The sequence below is a fragment of the Arenibacter palladensis genome (assembly GCF_900129275.1).
GTDB lineage: Bacteria > Bacteroidota > Bacteroidia > Flavobacteriales > Flavobacteriaceae > Arenibacter > Arenibacter palladensis.
The window spans coordinates 55,732-75,286 of sequence record NZ_FQUX01000001.1; the positions used below are offsets into that span (position 1 = coordinate 55,732).

Annotated in this window: 10 protein-coding genes and 1 pseudogene; 7 read left to right on the forward strand and 4 right to left on the reverse strand. The window is 37.9% G+C overall.

The window, feature by feature from the left end; translation table 11 throughout:
- Positions 1-5: 5 nt before the first annotated feature.
- Both BUA60_RS00145 and BUA60_RS00150 read left to right on the forward strand, forming a co-directional pair.
- Positions 6-1,856, forward strand: a complete 1,851-nt coding sequence (locus BUA60_RS00145) for a RagB/SusD family nutrient uptake outer membrane protein (protein ID WP_072859748.1) — start codon at positions 6-8, stop codon at positions 1,854-1,856.
- A gap of 96 nt (positions 1,857-1,952) precedes the next feature.
- Positions 1,953-5,306 (forward strand): VCBS repeat-containing protein, encoded by a 3,354-nt coding sequence (locus BUA60_RS00150; protein ID WP_143153097.1) that lies wholly within the window; start codon positions 1,953-1,955, stop codon positions 5,304-5,306.
- Positions 5,307-5,504: 198 nt separating this feature from the next.
- On the opposite strand, the gene BUA60_RS00155 is transcribed toward BUA60_RS00150, so the two are convergent.
- The gene (locus BUA60_RS00155; protein ID WP_072859749.1) at positions 5,505-6,647 is read right to left on the reverse strand and encodes a DUF4185 domain-containing protein; all 1,143 of its coding nucleotides are present in this window, start codon (positions 6,645-6,647) and stop codon (positions 5,505-5,507) included.
- Positions 6,648-7,047: 400 nt separating this feature from the next.
- On the opposite strand from BUA60_RS00155, the gene BUA60_RS00160 reads away from it, so the two are divergent.
- From BUA60_RS00160 to BUA60_RS00175, 5 genes and pseudogenes are all read left to right on the forward strand, one after another.
- On the forward strand, positions 7,048-9,429 hold the full coding sequence (locus BUA60_RS00160; protein ID WP_218587875.1) for a glycoside hydrolase domain-containing protein: 2,382 nt from the start codon (positions 7,048-7,050) through the stop codon (positions 9,427-9,429).
- A 10-nt stretch (positions 9,430-9,439) separates the two neighbouring features.
- Positions 9,440-9,778: pseudogene (locus tag BUA60_RS23360) on the forward strand (glycoside hydrolase domain-containing protein); the annotation flags it as partial.
- 700 nt (positions 9,779-10,478) lie between these two features.
- Positions 10,479-12,863, forward strand: coding sequence for a PSD1 and planctomycete cytochrome C domain-containing protein (locus tag BUA60_RS00165; RefSeq protein ID WP_072859750.1), 2,385 nt, complete (start codon positions 10,479-10,481; stop codon positions 12,861-12,863).
- Positions 12,864-12,867: 4 nt separating this feature from the next.
- Positions 12,868-14,331 carry a DUF1501 domain-containing protein gene (locus BUA60_RS00170; RefSeq protein ID WP_072859751.1) on the forward strand — a complete coding sequence of 488 codons (1,464 nt, stop codon included), beginning with the start codon at positions 12,868-12,870 and terminating at the stop codon, positions 14,329-14,331.
- A 390-nt stretch (positions 14,332-14,721) separates the two neighbouring features.
- On the forward strand, positions 14,722-16,119 hold the full coding sequence (locus BUA60_RS00175; RefSeq protein WP_072859752.1) for a c-type cytochrome domain-containing protein: 1,398 nt from the start codon (positions 14,722-14,724) through the stop codon (positions 16,117-16,119).
- A 221-nt stretch (positions 16,120-16,340) separates the two neighbouring features.
- On the opposite strand, the gene eno is transcribed toward BUA60_RS00175, so the two are convergent.
- The 3 genes from eno to BUA60_RS00190 are packed head-to-tail and all read right to left on the reverse strand — an operon-like array spanning position 16,341 to position 19,538.
- Complete coding sequence (gene eno / locus BUA60_RS00180; protein ID WP_072859753.1) at positions 16,341-17,624, reverse strand: phosphopyruvate hydratase; 1,284 nt, start codon at positions 17,622-17,624, stop codon at positions 16,341-16,343.
- Between the two features lie 14 nt (positions 17,625-17,638).
- Positions 17,639-18,634, reverse strand: a complete 996-nt coding sequence (locus BUA60_RS00185; protein ID WP_072859754.1) for a phosphotransferase family protein — start codon at positions 18,632-18,634, stop codon at positions 17,639-17,641.
- A gap of 58 nt (positions 18,635-18,692) precedes the next feature.
- Positions 18,693-19,538, reverse strand: coding sequence for a fumarylacetoacetate hydrolase family protein (locus tag BUA60_RS00190; RefSeq protein WP_072859755.1), 846 nt, complete (start codon positions 19,536-19,538; stop codon positions 18,693-18,695).
- Positions 19,539-19,555 lie beyond the last annotated feature (17 nt).

A 19,555-nucleotide genomic window follows, 5' to 3' on the forward strand; every position in this document is an offset into this window, starting at 1 on the left:
GAGATATGAAAAATTTAATTAAAAGTACGAGGACATTTTTAGCTCTAACACTTTTATCAAGTGTAACGATTGGTCTAAATTCTTGTAATGATGATATACTTGAATTAACGCCATTGGACCGTATCAGTGAAACCGCTGTTTTTACAGACGAAGTGTTTCTGACAAATTATGTTAATGGCAATTACAGAGGTATTCGCCAACACTTTAACCCGGACGCCGGAGGCTACGAAGGCCTAACAGATATTGCTACCTTTCAAGATCAGACCATACAATACAGTTCTTCAGCTGTATCTTATAGGGAAGGCAATCTTACTCCCGATGTGGTCGAGAACTTGACCAGGGTCATAGATAACAATGGCAATTCGCATTTATGGAAAAACTCTTATGAATATATAAGAAGAATAAATGTATTCTTTGAAAACACAGAAGGTAGTACAGAGTTGAACGAGGACAGGTTAAGAGTTTTAACAGGAGAGTCTGCGTTTCAAAGGGCGTATATATATTTTGAACTATTACGTCACTTTGGTGGCGTACCTTTGTTGACCACATCAGTGGCTTTGGAGGAATCTGAGTCTACCCCTGTTACAAGAGCCACGTATGCTGAAGTTGCGCAATTTGTATTGGACGAATTGGACAGAAGTGCCCAACTTTTGGCAGGAGAAGATATGCAAACCGGAAGGGCTAGCCAAGGTGCTGCCTTGGCTTTAAAAGCAAGATTATTAATGTATATGGCCAGCCCTTTGAACAATCCCTCCAACGACATATCAAAGTGGCAGGCAGCGGAAGCAGCTCATGAAGCAGTTTTCGCTTTGGGCTATAGTTTGCATCCCGACCATGAAGCAATTCAAAGAAAACCTATAAAGACGGATGAAGTGATTTTTGGGCGCGAGTATACCATACAAAATGGAACTGAATCTGTTGCCTTCGGTATTGCTTGGGGCTATAATTACGATTTTTGGCCAGCCGGTTTTGATGCCCAACAAAAACAAGTTCCTACACAACGCTTTGTTAATATGCACCAAATGACGAATGGAGAATATCCTTATTTGGATGAAAACTTTACTTTAAACCCGGCTTCCGGTCATGATCCCCAGAATCCGTTTGTAAACAGGGACCCAAGGTTTTATTTTAACATCCTATATCCTGATGCTCCGGTAAACCTAGTAGATGGTGGTAGAAGTACCCAAAGGACCTATGAGTATTGGGAAGATGCAAATCCCAACATTCCAAATGAGAACCCTACTGAGGTCGACCCCATAAATGGCCAGGTACTATATGACTTTGGTCGCGACTCAAGATCATATTGGGTAGAAGGACGTACACCATTTCATTGGAATGTTCAAACAGGTTATATTTTTAATAAATTGTTGGATTTTAATGGTCCTAGAGCTGACACTCAATATGAATACAATAATGTTAGCACGTTTATAAGGTTAGCCGAAATGTATCTTAATTATGCAGAAATACAAATAGCCTTGGGCAATGAAGACGAGGCCAGAACTTATATTAATATGGTAAGGTCAAGACCATCGGTCAACATGCCTCCAATTACTGCAACTGGAGCAGAATTGATAAAGGTTTATAGAAATGAAAGAGCTGTTGAGCTTGCTTTGGAAGACCATAGATTCTGGGATTTATTGCGATGGAAAGCAGGTCCCGGAAACATTGATATCAATCCAGTTAATGGTTTAAAATCGGTTACTAAAGACTGGTCGGACGGAGGAAAACTTAGCTTTGAATATGGCCCTATTGTTGAACAAAGGGAGCCGTGGCCAGGTGATTATTACTATTTATTGCCCATCCCTAGGGATGAAATTAATAGAACTGGAATTGAGCAAAACCCAGGTTACCAATAGGCCATTATTAATTGTGGTTTATATATTAAAGCGCCGATATTTATATATCGGTGCTTTAAAAATTAAGATTACTTAAAGGTGAAAATTACTATAATAATGGATAAATCTTTGAAACTAATTTGGTGTAAATACATATATGTTTGTGTGTTTTTGCCATTCTTTTTTTTCAATATTTCTTGTTCGGAATTTAAAAACCGGCCTGATAAGAAATTATTTGAGAAAATAAGCGCTGCGGATTCCGGAATACATTTCGCCAACCTACTTCAAGAGAATGATTCCATAAATTATTTTGAGTATATGTATATCTATATGGGTGGAGGCGTTGCCATTGGTGATCTCAACAACGATGGCTTACCGGATATTTATTTTACAGGGAACATGACTGAGAATAAGCTCTATTTGAATAAAGGAGATTTAAGATTTGAAGATATTACACAACAAGCAAATGTTGGAGGAGATGATCGATGGGTTACCGGAGTAACTATGGGTGATGCCAATGAAGATGGTTGGCTGGATATATACGTTAGCGTGTCCGGAAAATGGACTACAACTAAAAATTTACTTTTTATTAATGATGCAAAACATGGTGAAATACCAACCTTTACAGAAGCCGCAGAAGAATATGGAGTAGCAGATACAGGAAATAGTACTCAAGCCGTGTTTTTTGATTATGATTTGGATGGCGATCAAGACTTATATGTCGTTAATTACCCTCTTGTCAGTTCAAGAACTAGTATAAGCACTTTTTTAAATTTTCGCTATAATGCACCTTATGACAAGAGCGATCGCTTATATAGAAATGATGGTAATAATAAATTTACCGATGTAACACAACAATTAGGCTTAAACAAATATGGGTTGTCTTTAGGCGTTTCTGTTGGGGACTATAACCAAGATGGCTGGCCAGATATCTATGTTTCAAATGATTTCAGTACCCCAGATTATTTTTTGATCAATAATAAAGATGGCACCTTTACAGACCAAAACCTAAATTTGACCAACCATACCTCTTATTTCGGAATGGGCACTGACGTAGCGGACTTTAACAATGACGGATTATTAGATTTATACCAAGTGGATATGATGCCCAAAAGCCACCGAAGAGCAAAGGAAAATATGGATAGCATGGATCCCGAAAGATTCTATAAAATGGTGGATCATGAAATGCATTACCAATACTCCATAAACACTTTGCAAATGAACATAGGAAATGATACACTTGGCCTCCCTCATTTTGGAGATATCGCCAAATTAGCTGGCGTTTCTTCTACCGATTGGAGTTGGGCCTCGATATTTGCAGATTTTGATAATGATGGTTTAAAGGATATTTATGTGACCAATGGAGTACGAAGGGATATAAACAATAGTGATTATTTCAGAAGTGATGCACTTCAAAATCTTAAAAATAAAAACCCATTAGATCTTACCTTAAAAATACCATCTGAAAAAATAGATAATTTTGCCTTTAAAAATAATGGCGATTTAACTTTTGTGAATGTTTCGAAAGAATGGGGCGTAAACTATAATGGATTTTCAAATGGCGTTGCTTATGCTGATCTGGACAATGATGGAGATTTGGATTTGGTGTTGAATAATTTGGATGACGCAAGTGTAGTTTATGAAAATAAAACATCTGATAATAAGACAAATAATTATTTAAGAATAAAATTTGAAGGACCTAAAACCAATGCGTTTGGATTAGGTTGCAAAATATGGCTTGAGGATAATGGCAAAACTCAATTTCAAGAAATGACCTTGTCCAGAGGTTTCCAATCTTCCGTAGAACCTATAGCGCATTTTGGTGTTGGTACAAAAGAAAATATTAAAAAAGTAAAAGTGTTGTGGCAAGACGGCAAAGAAGAAATATTAAATGATATCAGTGCAAATCAACTCTTAACGGTTAACTATATAAATGCTTCAAACCCTAAGTCAAGCACAGAACCAAATAAGGAAATATCCTATTTTGAAGATATAACCAAAAAAGTAGGGCTGCAATACAAACATGAGGAAAACAATTTTGACGATTTTAGTTTTCAGGTGCTATTACCGCATAAAATATCAGAATATGGTCCAGCTCTAGCTGTAGGGGATATTGATAATGACGGCCTGGATGATCTTTATGTAGGAGGAGCCAATAGGTCTACCAGTGCAATGTTTCGGCAAAGTAAAAATGGAACTTTTTCGAAAATAATGACCGACCTATGGGAGCAGGACAAGGGTCAAGAAGATGTCAGCGCAATTTTTTTTGATGCCAACGGGGACGGTTTTTTAGACCTATATGTAGTATGCGGCGGCAATGAATACAGGGAAGGACACGAGTACTACCAAGATAGGTTTTACCTCAATAAAGGATACGGAAAATTTGAAAAACAATCTTCGGCCTTACCTAATATGACAACAAGTGGTTCCACTGTAATTACTGCAGATTACGACAATGATGGCGATTTGGACCTGTTTGTAGGTGGAAGGATTACCCCAAGAAACTATCCCACTGCTCCAAAAAGTTATATTCTTAGGAATGATAGCAATAAAGAGGGAGTCAAATTTGTGGATGTTACCGAGGAAGTAGCTCCAGCACTTCTAAATTTAGGAATGGTGACCAAGGCAGAATGGATAGACATTGATGGGGATGACAAAAAAGACTTAGTACTTATAGGTGAATGGATGGGCATAACATATCTTAAAAATATAAATGGAAAGTTTGTAAACAAAAGTGATTCGGCCGGGTTTGCGAATACCACTGGTTGGTGGTTTGGAATGACTAGCTGTGATTTTGACAAGGACGGAGATATTGATTTTATTATGGGCAATTTAGGTGAAAATTACAAATACCAAGCCCATGAAGATGAACCTTTTAGCCTCTACACCTATGATTATGACAACAATGGAAAAAATGATATTGTACTAAGCAAAATAGAAAAAGGCACCCAGATACCTGTACGTGGCAGAGAATGCTCCTCACAACAGATTCCTGCAATCAAAACCAAATTCAAAGATTACCATTCCTTTGCTACTGCTAGTCTTGAAGAGATATATTCAACTGAACATTTGCAAAAATCCACACACTACGAAATAAAGAGTTTTGCCCATAGTTACGTTGAAAATATTGGAAATGGGAAATTTAAGTTTCACCCATTAGATAATTTGGCACAAATTGCCCCAATAAACTCTATGGCAACCCATGATATTAATAAAGATGGTAATCTAGACGTCATTTATGCCGGAAACCTATATGGATCGGAGGTTGAAACCCCAAGAGGGGATGCTGGCTACGGGGGACTTTTATTAGGAGACGGAAATGGCGGACTAACAAGCACCATGCCCTATGAAACTGGCTTAATGATTAAGGGAGAAGTCAAATCAGTCAAAAAATTACGCTTGGCCAACGGAAGTACTGGCATTCTATTTGCAAAGAACAATGATTATCTACAATTACTGAAAATATTGTAATTCCTGATCCATTAAAGCGATTTTGATCAATCACATTATTGCCTGTGGTTAATAAATGGAATTGAAGGCATCACTAATTTTCATACTATTAGTGATTTGAGTTAGTTAGGAAGAGTCCGTCTAGAAGCAATTTTAAGGCGGACTTCTTTTTTATTGCCACCTTGTAGCGGTAAATAAAAGTAAGCCAACCAAAGGCTTTTATTCCAAAATCATTTCCATGGGTACCCAAATGAATTTTGGACGATAGTAGTCCGTGTTTACTTTATTTATTTTTGAAACGTCAAAACTATTTACGCAATAGGACACCAATAATTTATTGTCAGTTATGTACTGTGGGTGTGCCATGGCATTGTACGTGAATACCTCATCCTTTACGTTATCTTGTTCCGTAGTATGGTAAAGTAATCTCTCATTGCGCCAAGGGCCAGTCGGCGTATTAGATGTATAGGAATAAATATTCCCATTGCCCAATTCCCTCGCTTGTAGAATCAAAATAAAAAGATTCCCATACTTAAACACTGAAAATTGTTCTGGAATCGGTTGCCCGATACCTTTTAAAGGTCTGCTAGGAATTGGATCGGCAGTCCAGCCTTTCCCATCGAAAAATTCAAAAGAATCTAGTAAATCGGTATTACTGTTAAGTTTCCCCCTTGCTACATGGAGGGCGGTCGAGTCCTTGTAACTCCATGCGCCATAGATATAAGTATAATTCCCCATGTTAATTACCGAATGTCCATAATGTACATGATTTTGAATTGAATACGGAAAATCCTGTTGCGAAATAACCTTAAAAGTCTTAGCGTCCATGGTTATATAGTCCGTTCCAAAAAATTTAAAACCCCAAGCCCCATCACCATGTAAAAAACGAGACATGAAAACATGTAACTTCCCATTACTTTGAAAACCGTGACCAGGCCAATAATATTCATCCTTATGGCCATTAATCGGATTAAGAAAGGAGTCAGGATTGTTTATAGTCCCTTGATAAAATGCATTATGGGCCCCTTCCCTCCTATTCAAAGTAATAAAAGTATTATTGATCATGGGGCTATTGACATCCCTTTTCTTATTTCGGACAGGTGTCAAAAAAGAATCACCCATCATAAATATAGACATGTTATCATTTAAAGGAAAGGAAATTACCCCATCCGCACCAGTTACCCCAAGGCTATCAACAATTACCAAATCGTCAAAATATGGTGCCTTGGTTACTTCGCGAAGCTTATCGCGATTTTCAGTATTTAAAGGATTCACTTTTTTTCTAGTTGCGCAGGAAACCACAAAAAAAGCAAGAATAAATACAAATCCCTTTAAAATGACATTAACCCTTGATCTATCCATCTCCCCAATTGTGCTTCAAAATATTCATTTAACCTGAATGTAAGTTAAAAATTATAGCTAAACACTTTATCCCCGCAAAACACAATGCCCCCTATGGAGCATTAAAAATAATATTGTCCTAATTTCTGACATTGTCCGCAGATCTACAGCTAAATGTAACCAGCCATCACTAACCTTTACGAAATTTGATACTTGCTGAACAACTAAAAAATGCCTAAACAAATCTTATGTAAATTATTCAATACTATTTACCGATTATTGCGATTTTAGAATTTAATCTACTAATAATACAAAAAATTCTAAACATTTAGATATATTTACATATGTTTAAACATATTAACATGAACTTTTAGCAATAATCTTAAATAGAATTATTTTAACACCTATTTTTATTGAATCAATGAAAAATTTAAAGATTTACCTCGTACTTTTCACAGTACTTTTTAACGCCCAGTTAATTTTTGCCAGACCGTTTAGCATTGCCTCCAAAGCAAAAGTATCTTCCTCTTCACAGTTGGATAAAAGGCATGCTCATGACAATATTAATGACGGTATTATCTCTATTGACGGTAAAGGCAACTGGATGGCTAAAGGAAATGACGCCTGGATAATGTTAAGCTGGGACAAACCACAATTAGTGGATAAAATAGTTATTTTTAATTCCCCCTCCGAAACCAACAGAATTCTATATGGAAAGTTAGAGTTTAGTGATGGTAGCACTATAGATGTGGAATTACCAACCGACGGATCGGCAAAAGCCATTGAATTTGAAGAAAAAAACACAAGTTATGTCCGCTTTAATGCAAATAAAGGCTTAGGGAAAAATATAGGGCTTTCAGAAATTGAAGTGTATCCTTCCGCCAATCAATATAAGGAGCCCGTAGAATGGGTAGACCCATATATAGAAACCAATAGAGGCCGCTTTTTTCTATTTATTACCGGTCAACGTCCCTATGGGGTTGTAAGTGCTGCACCAATGACCATAAACTGGAATAACAGCGGAGGAGGTTACGCTCATAAATCAAAAGAAATTCTAGGTTTTCCACAGATACATGCCTGGACATTATCTGGACTAAACTTAATGCCCACTTTGGCCAGTATCGATCCCCGTAAAGGCGAGGATGAATGGAAGTCACCCTTTAAGCATGATGATGAAATTGTGCAACCGGGCTATCATCGTGTTCATTTACCCAAAAGCAATGTCTGGGTGGAACAAACCGCTACCGACCGAGTAAGTTTTTACAAATTTCGTTGGACAAAAGATACAGAAGCACAACTATTACTATCCTTAGGCGGGCTTTTAGGTAACAGTAGAATGACCAACCCCAAAATCAAAAGAACTGGTCATTCAGAATTTGAAGGCTCGGTTAGTTCGGTAGATAGGGCTTACAATGTAGGACCCAAGGACGTTAAGATCTATTTTGTGGTTCAAGTAGATAAAAAATGGACGTCTCTAGATGGTTGGGATGGTGAAAAAGTGCTGAAAAACATTTCCATGCTGGAAGGCGGAGATAGTGCCGGAACCACCATGTTATACAATGCCAAAGCCGGGGATGAAGTAAAAATGAAGATTGCCATTTCGTACACAAGTATTGAGAATGCCCGTAACAATCTTAACACGGAGTGCAGCAACTGGGATTTTGAAAGGGTAAGAAATGACAGTCAAGATATATGGAACGCATGGTTGGGCAAAATAAAAGTTGAGGGGGGAAGTGTTGCCCAACGCATCAAGTTTTATACCGACTTATGGCATGTACTATTGGGCCGCCACCGTATAAACGATGTAAATGGGGACTATCCCGACAGGACTACTGGTGTAACAAAATCCACAGGAAACTTGACAGATGGATTCACCACTGAAGCGAATTTTAAAGTAAGAAATCCAGGGAAGGATGCCGAGGGAAAAGTGAAACACAACATGTACAATTCAGATGCCTGGTGGTTAACACAATGGAATTTAAATGTCTTGTGGGGATTGGCTTGGCCCGAGATACAAGATGATATGGCCTCTTCTATGGTCGCCTATTCCAACAATGGCGGTTTACTTCCGCGAGGTCCGTCTGGTGGTGGGTACTCCTATATTATGACCGGGTCTCCAGCCACCAATTTAATCGTAAGTACTTTTATGAAAGATATCTTAACAAAGACCGATCCCGAAAACGCTTTTGAACAGATAAAGAAGAATCATCTACCCGGAGGCATGATGGGAGGAGGCGAATTTTTTGCCCATGACCTTAAGTTTTACATTGATAATGGTTGGTGGCCAAACAACGCAGGAATCAATATTGAAGCCGCTTTTCAGGATTGGGGGGCCGCCCAAATGGCCAAGAAACTTGGCAGGACCGATGATTTCGATTACTTCTGGGCAAGGTCAAAGTCTTGGAAAAACTGTTATGAACCAAATCAAAAACTATTATTTCCCAAAAATCACAAAGGAGAATTTACTACTACCGACCCCTTGGAGAACTGGGGCTATGTAGAGGCCAACGCCTGGCAAGCAACTTGGGGAGTATCACATGACATTGCGGGATTGGCTTCATTGATGGGTGGTAATACAGAGTTGCAGAATAAACTGAACGAAGCCTTTGAACAAGGAGAAAAAAGTGATTTTGTATACAGCTATGGAAAAGGTTATGTTAGTTATGCCAACCAGCCAGGTTGTTCAAATGCCCATGTATTTAGCTATGCCGATGCTCCATGGCTTACACAATATTGGGTACGACAGGTAAATGAAAAAGCATACGGTGGCATTACCCCTGATTTAGGCTGGGGGGGGACATGATGAGGATCAGGGCCAAATGGGTGGTGTGAGTGCTCTAATGTCTATTGGCCTATTTAATATCGTTGGAACGGAGTCCACGAAACCTTACTATGAAATTACGGCCCCCGTTTTTGATAAAGTGACCATTGGGCTAGACAACCAATATTATAAAGGAAAAGAATTTGTTATTAAAACCCATAACAACTCCAAAGAAAATTGCTATATCCAAAAAGCAACACTAAATGGGGAAAAGCTGGACAATTTTTGGTTTTATCACGAACAATTCGCCGCAGGGGGGGAATTGGAAATTTGGTTAGGAAATACACCAAATAAAAACTGGGGATTGCGAAACAATCCTCCGGTAGATTAATTATACAAGCTAAGCAAATATGCTGGACAATAAAATAAGGGGTTTGGTTTTTAAAAAAATTAAACCCTTATTTAGTGTACTCCACAAATCCATTCATTTTATAGACGCCCAAGTGACAAATGGGCACTTCTTTTTAAGCTCCCACTCGCGCCAAATAGTTTATGAATTTCAGTACGGTAGCGGCTGTACAATTAATGTAGGTTCGGGCTAATGATTTCTACGGAAAAAATAAATTAAAATATCAACCAAATGGGTCTGCCCTTTATAGATGAAAATAAGGTTCAAAGCAAAAAGACAATAAAATATACGACCGAGAAATTCTTCGAATTCAACTTTGGTTAATATACTTTCAAAATCTGAAAATGACACTTAAAATTAAAGCGTAATAATCACTTAAATTCGTACTGTTTCTGTTTCAATATGCCGCCGGTTCTTCTGTCTTATTTCGATATGGCCCAGTGCTTTCTAAATAGAAAAATTATTGATACTAAACGTCTTAAGGACAACATACAAAAGTTGAAGACCCGAACGACTATTTGATTCCCCACTTTAGCATGGAGACAGCCAAAAAACTAGAAATTTAACCCTAAAAAGTGGACATTGGATTAAGCACCCGTAAAATATTTGTGAAACAAAACATAAATTAAGAAAGCAACTATTATAGATTACATTGTCTATATGTCATTATAAACTCATATTAATGAAAATAAAATTTAATTCCAAAAGCACCATAAGTTGGTTACCATACTTCGCAATCCCGTTTATTATTCTTTTGGCCGTTAAATACAGTACCAAGAGCTATAAAAACGAGTATGTGGCAATAAATCAATCAGGGTCCAATGTGGATAGCGAAGAGATAATCACACCGGCCAAACTACCTGATAGCGTAGATTTTATTTTTCACATAAAACCCATACTCTCAGATAGATGCTTTTTATGTCATGGGCCAGATGAAGGTACAAGAGAAGGTGGTTTGCGTTTGGACACACAAGAAGGAGCTTTTGCTGCCATAGGTAAAAATTTGGATAAACATGCTATAGTTCCGGGAAATCCGGAAAATAGTCAACTGATATCACGCATCAACGAGACTGATTCAGAAAAAATAATGCCCCCTACCTCGTCCAATCTTACACTTACAGAATATGAGAAAAAGTTACTGAACAAATGGATAGAGCAAGGGGCTCAATGGAAAGAACATTGGGCGTTTGAACCGCCTAAACCAATAAGCCTTCCAAAAATACATAATCCCGATTGGGCTACAAATGAGATTGACTATTTTATATCAAAGCGCTTGGAATTGGAGGGATTGGAACCATCGCACGAAGCCAAAAAGGAAAAATTAATTAGGAAGCTATATTTTGACCTGACTGGTCTTCCCCCATCAATTGAAGACTTAGATGCTTTTTTATCGGACACCAGCTCCAACGCCTATGAAAAGGTAGTGGATAGGTTATTGGAATCTACTGCATACGGTGAAAGGATGGCGGCCAACTGGTTAGACTTGTCAAGGTATGGAGACACCCATGGCTACCAAGAAGATTATGAGCGGACTATGTGGCCTTGGAGAGACTGGGTAATTAGTGCCTTTAATAGAAATATACCCTACGACGAATTTGTAACCTGGCAAATTGCAGGAGATTTATTGCCAAATTCAACCTTAGAGCAAATTGTAGCCACAGGATTTAACAGAAATCATAAGATTACCCAAGAAGGTGGAGTCATAGACGAAGAGTATCGCGTAGAATACGTAATGGATAGAACGAGTACAACCGCCAAAGCCTTTTTGGGCTTAACCATGGAGTGCGCTCGTTGTCATGATCATAAATACGATCCCATTTCCCAAAAAGAGTTTTTTGGTTTCTACAGTTTTTTCAATAAGGTAAATGAAAAAGGAGTTATTGAATTTAAAGAAATTCCTGAGCCTAAAATCGAAATTACCCAAAAGGAAATTGATCAAACACTAGCCTTTATAAATATGCCGGATTCTATTTCAAAACTAGGATTAATGGTAATGAGAGATGACGCAGCAGACCGTAAAACTTATCTATTAAATAGAGGCGTTTATGACGCTCCCAATAAAGAAGAAGAAATTATACCGCACACTCCAAAAAGTGTTTTGCCTTTCACGGATCAATACCCCAAGAACAGATTGGGCTTGGCACAATGGCTTTTCAAAGAAGATAATCCATTAACGGCCAGGGTAGCAGTAAATAGGATGTGGCAACAGATTTTTGGTGTGGGCATAGTATCTACATCCGATGATTTTGGAAATCAAGGAGCATTGCCCTCACATCCAGAGCTTCTAGATTGGTTGGCAATCACCTTTAGAGAAGAGGGTTGGGATATGAAAAAATTGTATAAGCGAATGGTCTTGTCGAGTACATACCGCCAAACATCTAAAGTAAGTTCTGAGTTATTAAGAAGAGACCCTTATAATAAATTATTAGCACGCAGCTCTCGTAGTAAACTTACCTCGGAAATGATTAGGGATAACATGCTTGCGGTAAGCGACTTATTGGTCAAAAAAATAGGGGGACCAAGTGTGAAGCCATACCAACCAGAGGGTTTGTGGGAAGAAACATCCTCTGGGGTAGAAGGTTTACTTCTTAAATATATTCCGGACACAGGAGAAAATGGATTTAGAAGAAGTCTATATACATTTTGGAAACGAACGGTACCTCCTCCTGCTATGTTAATATTTGATTCGCCCACAAGGGACTTATGCGAGGTAAAACGCCAAAAAACAAGTACACCTTTACAGGCTTTGGTCATGATGAACGACCCCCAGTTAATGGAAGCATCTAAAAACCTTGCCAACAAAGTACTGAACAATACTTCTATGAACGAAGCTGACAGAATAAAATATATCTTCAGAAAAATAACCTCTCGTTTTCCCGAAGAACAGGAGATCAATCGACTCCAAAACTATTTACACGAAACAAGGAATAACAGTACAGATGATAATCAGGATCATGACATTGCCAAAAAGGCAGAAGCACAGAACACTACTTCTAAAGATTTGAGGGCATATACCAATTTGATCAGCCTAATTTTCAATCTTGATGAATCAATAATTAAAGGGTAACATTATGGATGAAATCACTAAACATTTTCTGAATAACAATAGGCGTCAATTTATAAAAAAAATGGGCGTGGGACTCGGAGGGCTCGCTGTAGCCTCCATGATTGACCCTCTATCTTTAGCTGGAGGTCATAAAAGTGTAGCTCAGAACATCTTACCTGCAAAAGCACTTCATTTTGCACCAAAGGCCAAACGTGTTATATATCTATTTCAAAGTGGCGGTCCCTCACAACTTGAGCTTTTTGATTATAAACCCCTCCTGAGCAAAATGAGGGGAGAAGATTTGCCAGATTCTGTTAGACAAGGTCAACGACTAACTGGAATGACCGCTGGCCAAGACAGATTTCCATTAGTAGGCAGTCAATTTAAGTTTGATCAATATGGACAATCAAGAGCTTGGGTGAGTGAACTTATGCCCCATACCGCTAAAATTGTAGATGACCTGTGCTTTGTAAAATCGGTACACACAGAAGCCATTAATCACGACCCGGCAATAACATTTTTCCAAACCGGTTCCCAGCAAACCGGGAGACCAAGCATGGGCTCGTGGTTTAGTTATGGGCTAGGTAGTTTAAATGACAATCTACCAACGTTTTCGGTACTTTTATCAAGAGGTACTGGGCGTCCGGTAGCACAACCTTTGTACTCCAGACTTTGGGGAAATGGATTTTTAAGTTCACTTCATCAAGGCGTACAATTTAGATCGGGTAAAGACCCTGTTTTATACCTTAAAAACCCAGAAGGAATCAGCAAAACGGATAGACGCTTAATGTTAGATCATATTAGCGAACTAAATATGAAACAAGAAGCTGAATTTGGCGATCCAGAGATAGGCAGTAGGGTTGCACAATATGAAATGGCTTACCGTATGCAAACTTCAGTACCAGAAACAATGAATGTTGAAGACGAACCAGACTACATTTTTGATATGTACGGAGAAGATTCCAGACGCCCAGGTACTTATGCCGCTAATTGTTTATTGGCCAGAAGACTTGCCGAAAGAGATGTTAGGTTTATTCAGCTCTATCACATGGGTTGGGATCAGCACGGTGACCTGCCCGGAGACATCACCAACCAATCAAAAGACGTGGATCAAGCTACTGCGGCCCTAATACAAGACCTAAAACAAAGAGGGTTGCTAGATGATACCCTAGTAATCTGGGGAGGAGAATTTGGAAGAACCAATTATTGCCAAGGCACAATGACCCAAACAAATTATGGACGGGATCATCACCCAAAATGTTTTACCATGTTTATGGCAGGGGGAGGTGTAAAACCAGGGTTTACTTATGGAGAAACCGACGATTTTGGATACAACGTTACCAGAGATCCGGTTCATGTTCATGACATTCAAGCAACTATAATGCATCAAATGGGAATAGACCACACAAAATTAACGTACAAACATCAAGGACGTAGATTCCGGTTAACTGATGTTAGCGGACATGTTGTGCAAGATATCCTTACTTAACGGAGCTTGTATTTACAAAAGAAAAAGTCTTCATAAAACCACTATGGCCATACAATTTAGAGGGGGGGGGGGCATATACAAAAACCTATTTTGCTTGGCACTTTAAAGTTGTTAGGCCAGTACATAACACCAATACAATAAGGGAATTGGAATTAATTTCGAATTAAATTGAAAAAATTTCGCTTTTTACATCAAAGTTTCCAACATATCGTTATCTCGAACTGCGGTGAATATCGATGTATTTTTAAGTATATATATTTTTACTCTCCCTGCTAAATTTCAAAATACAAAATGTAGCAACACTCAACCTGGTAGTTTAATATAATTCACAATCCAAACTTTAATTTGATCAACCAAAAAAACTAAACCCTATTTAAAAATTTGCATTCAATGAACAAAAGGAATATAAAATATTATACCCTTCCAGCTGCAATAATAATATTGTTAATCATATTGTTGACCAATGAGGATCTTGCCAATAAGATAATTCCTTCTTTAGGTCGATTACATCCTTTGGTTTTACACTTGCCTATTGGAGCCCTAATCCTAACCTTTTTTCTATATGTGTTAAGCCGTCTAAAAGGTGAATATCCTAAAAACATCATTACTATTGCCCTAGGTTTTTCTTCTTTCTTTTCTATCCTTGCCTGTATTTTTGGATATATTTTATCATTGGAAGGTGGGTATACCGAACAAACCTTGGATATTCATTTATGGGTCGGTATTCTTACAGCAGTCCTAATTACCCTGTTGTTTGCTGTAAGCACCTCCAAAAGCAAACGCCCTAGCGTACTTTTTTTACCCTTGTTTATAGTAACTATTTGTGCTATTAGCGTGGCTGGACATTATGGTAGTGTGCTAACACATGGTTCCGATTTTTTGACCGAATTCATGGAGTCCCCGGAAATAGAAAAGCCTATAACCAATATAGATAGCCTAAAACTATATGATAATGTTGTGCATAAAATTTTTGATAACAAGTGTATTGAATGTCACAATACAACAAAGAAAAAAGGTGGTCTCTCATTAGTTTCAAAACACAATTTACTATTGGGAGGAGATTCTGGTATGGCTATCGAAAAACACAATGCGCACGAAAGCTTGTTATTTGAATTATGTACGCTCCCCATAACAGATGATAATCATATGCCTCCAGAAGGAAAACCACAACTTACAAAGAAAGAGCTATGGCTTATTAAATACTGGATCAATACATCGGATGACAGAGATGATAAAGTTGCTTCACTTCCAAAAAATGATACCCTTAACAACTATTTAAAAGACTATTTAATCATTGACGAAATATTGATAAAAGAAGCCTCTGAAGAAGCTATAACTGCCGTTATTGCCAAAGGATTTACAATTCGAAAACTTACCCCAAAAAACGGTGGGCTATGGATAACATATAAGAATAAAAAACTCCCTGATGATGGAATAAATAGTTTAATACAACTCAAGGACCAAATTGTTGAACTTGATTTGGGAAACACAGATCTATCGGATGACATGACAAATGCTTTGAAAAATATGCAAAATTTGGTTACTTTAAAACTTAACAAAACAAATATTACTGACCTAACTTTAAATAATTTGACTGGACTTAAACAATTAAAGACTATTGTTATACACCATACCAGCATCAGCAACGAAGGAATCAAAAACTTATTGACCAATATTTCTCCTGATCAAATTTATGCTTGGAAAACAAATATTGACCATACCGATTTACAACTATTGAAAAATGAATATGCCACCCATATAAATTTAGGCACGTCAAAAACAAAGTAATATTATCAATAGATATTTAGCTTCCCTTGGAAAGTGGTGATAGAAACGATTAAAGCTCGCTAAACCAAGAACTACTCGGTAAACTTGCAAAAACATTTTACCGAAGTTCAGCGGAAAGAGTCCTAGTGTCCAAAGTTGACCTAAATTCACCTTCCCCTATATAATTATCATCGACCAAAAGACCATAAAACTTGACAAAACTTTTTGTTATTCTAAATATTTCAATCCAATATAGCCCGATAAATATCTGCCCCAATGAATTTGGCACGCTCACCTAAATGACGCTGAATTCTAATATTTTCATTCCACTTGACCATTCTTTCACTTCTAGCAAATGATCCAACTTTTAGTTGACCCGCATTGGTGGCTACTGCCAAATGGGATATAAATGCATCTTCCGTTTCACCAGACCTAGCAGAAACAACTGGCAACCAACCAACCTTCTGTGTCAGACGTATGGCCTCAATTGTTTCAGTAACGGATCCAATTTGATTCAGTTTAATTAATACTGAATTTGCCAGGTCATGTTTAATGCCGTATTCAATTCGGGTTATATTGGTAGTAAACAGGTCGTCCCCTATTATCTGAACCTTGGTGCCCATCTCCGTTTTAAAACGTTTCCAATTAGCTATATCGGTATCTGCAAAGGGATCCTCTATAGAGATTATTGGATATTTTTCACACCACGATTTCATAAGGTCGTAAAATTCGTCAGGGGTGTATATCTTTTTATCTAAAGGTAAACTATAGTGGGTACCATCATATAAATCGCTTGCAGCGATGTCCAATGAAATAGCCACATCCTCTCCGGGTACATAACCTGCTATTTGGATGGCTTCCAAAAATACTTCAAAGGGTTCTTCATTTGTCCTATAGTCTGGCCACCATCCCCCTTCGTCAGCAATACCTAATCTTTTCCCTCTAGCCTTCATTACTTCACCGGCGGCATGATATACATTATGGGTTATTTCAAGTGACTCTTCATAACTTTTTGCCCCGATTGCGATTACCAGAAAATCCTGAATATCATTAGCCCAGTCGGCATGCGCTCCTCCTCCTAGAATTTGGATCTCATTGAGAGGAATTAAATTTCCTTTTCCATCACCTAAATATTCATATAAAGGAACTCCTTTTGCATTTGCCCCAGCATTTGCTACTGCCATAGATACCCCAAGAATAGCATTGGCACCCAAACGCGATTTGTTTTCGGTACCGTCCAGTGTTATCATTTTCTGGTCAATACCACTTTGATCAAACACCGAGTCCCCAATTAAAACAGAAGCGATTTCTGTCTTCACGTGAGATATAGCCTGAAATACAGATTTCCCCCTGAATTTATTCTTATCATGGTCCCTAAGTTCAAGTGCTTCAAATTGACCGGTAGAGGCTCCTGAGGGAACCAATCCATAACCCTTTATACCATTTTCCAAAGTGACTTCAACCTCTAGAGTGGGATATCCCCTTGAATCATATATTTGGTAGGCATCAATTTGCTTTATATTCATAATTTTTTTTGTTTTTAATTAAATCCTTTTATTGCTTCCAGCCATCTGGCAACCAAAGTTTCAAAGTGACGTGTACCATTACTCAATTCTTGGTACACAAACTTTCTCAATTTTTGTTGTTTTTCCACATTTAGATATTCTACTGGAGACTTACCATCAACCCGTGCCATCATAAGTAGTAATAGCAAGTGAACCATTAAATGTTCAAATTCTCGATCATAAATATTACCGGAATGTAGTTGGTAGGCTTTCAATGCGGTTTTTGAAAGCTCCACGAATTCTTCCCCTTTATCCGGTGCATACAAAGCTTTCAGAATAAAATGGTTCAAAAAGAAAGCTACATCAAAAATTGGGTCTCCATACCAAGCCACTTCACAATCAAGTAAAACGACTCGTTCAGGGCTTACCAATATATTCTTGGGGCTAAAATCACCGTGTACAAGACATTTTTTCACAGCTGCCAAACGCTTGGCTTCATCATAAAAGTAATCTTTCAATTCCGGATGAAGTTCGGCTGTTTTAATTAAATAGGGCTCTATACGCAACTCACTAAAATTGTTCAAGGTATCAAAATCCCGTTCCACAATAGGGTCTCCAGCAGATTTACTATGGATTGAGCCCATAATACCACCGGCTATTTTGGCATACTCCAAATCGATCTGTTTTTTTAACAGCCGATCTTTCCAGTTTTCCAAACCGTTTTCAAGCATTTCCATGCAAAAAAAACAGTGATCATGATTAGTATATAAAATATTAGGGACCGCTTCTGGCAAAAAATCAGCTACATATTTTATATATTTTTGCTCAATACGGTTACGATTTACATCAGCGAACCATTCATCTTTAACTTTTAATTTTGCTAACGCTCGTTTGAGTACGAATTTCTTGTCCCCATTATCAATTAGCAATATTTCACAAGAAACTCCTCCACTCAAACTCTTTACTTTAACCGACGAAGAATTAAGAAATTTTTCCTCGATTAAAAAATCAATAAGTTCATTTTGGTTCATATATTTTTCAATAGGACGAAGTTTATATCTCTATGCTCGTTTTTACAGAAAGGAATTATTATACAAACAACTGTTTTTGACGACCTAAATGTTCTATGGTTAGCTCCACTTCATCACCTGGACGAAGATAAACTGCCGGTGTTTTTCCAAAACCTACACCTGGGGGCGTACCAGTGGTTATTATATCTCCAGCCTCCAATTGCATAAACTGTGAAATATAGTGTATTAAAAATGAAGGTTTGAATATCATCGTCTTGGTGTTTCCATTTTGCATTTCTTCACCATTTACCGTCAAGTTCATATTGAGGTTCAAAACATCTGGAATAGCGTCCGGCGTCACCAAATAAGGCCCAACGGGACTAAAACCAGGACAGGATTTACCTTTGACCCACTGCCCTCCTCTTTCGACCTGAAATTCCCTTTCGGACACATCGTGCATAATACAATACCCCCCAATAGCTTGCAAAGCCTCTTCTTCATTATTGGAATACACTAAGTCTTTTTTCAACACTATCGCCAATTCCACTTCCCAATCGGTTTTTTGACTAAGTTTAGGAATGGATACGTTATCATATGGACCACAAAGCGTGTTCGTAGCCTTCATAAATAGGACTGGCTCTGTTGGTATCTCCATTCCAGCTTCTATAGCGTGGTCCGTATAGTTCAGCCCAACACAGAGAATCATATTAGGCCTGGAAACACAAGCCCCCCAACGTATATTACTAGGAACTTCGGGAAATACAGTATTTCCATCGTCTAACAATTTCTGTAATTCCTGTAATCCATTATTGCTAAAAAAGTCTTTGTTCCAGTCATCAAAATGTGCAGAACAATCCTTTCTTACCCCGTCGATCCAAACCCCGGGCTTTTCATTATTTTTTTCTCCAAATCTTACTAAGCGCATCCAATTATTATTTAAAA

Coding starts and splice junctions, on each gene's coding strand:
- BUA60_RS00160 (WP_218587875.1), top strand. CDS start 7,048: ATGAAAAATTTAAAGATTTACCTCGTACTTTTCACAGTACTTTTTAAC.
- BUA60_RS00190 (WP_072859755.1), bottom strand. CDS start 19,538: ATGCGCTTAGTAAGATTTGGAGAAAAAAATAATGAAAAGCCCGGGGTT.
- BUA60_RS00185 (WP_072859754.1), bottom strand. CDS start 18,634: ATGAACCAAAATGAACTTATTGATTTTTTAATCGAGGAAAAATTTCTT.
- BUA60_RS00170 (WP_072859751.1), top strand. CDS start 12,868: ATGGATGAAATCACTAAACATTTTCTGAATAACAATAGGCGTCAATTT.
- BUA60_RS00165 (WP_072859750.1), top strand. CDS start 10,479: ATGAAAATAAAATTTAATTCCAAAAGCACCATAAGTTGGTTACCATAC.
- eno (WP_072859753.1), bottom strand. CDS start 17,624: ATGAATATAAAGCAAATTGATGCCTACCAAATATATGATTCAAGGGGA.
- BUA60_RS00175 (WP_072859752.1), top strand. CDS start 14,722: ATGAACAAAAGGAATATAAAATATTATACCCTTCCAGCTGCAATAATA.
- BUA60_RS00145 (WP_072859748.1), top strand. CDS start 6: ATGAAAAATTTAATTAAAAGTACGAGGACATTTTTAGCTCTAACACTT.
- BUA60_RS00155 (WP_072859749.1), bottom strand. CDS start 6,647: ATGGATAGATCAAGGGTTAATGTCATTTTAAAGGGATTTGTATTTATT.
- BUA60_RS00150 (WP_143153097.1), top strand. CDS start 1,953: ATGGATAAATCTTTGAAACTAATTTGGTGTAAATACATATATGTTTGT.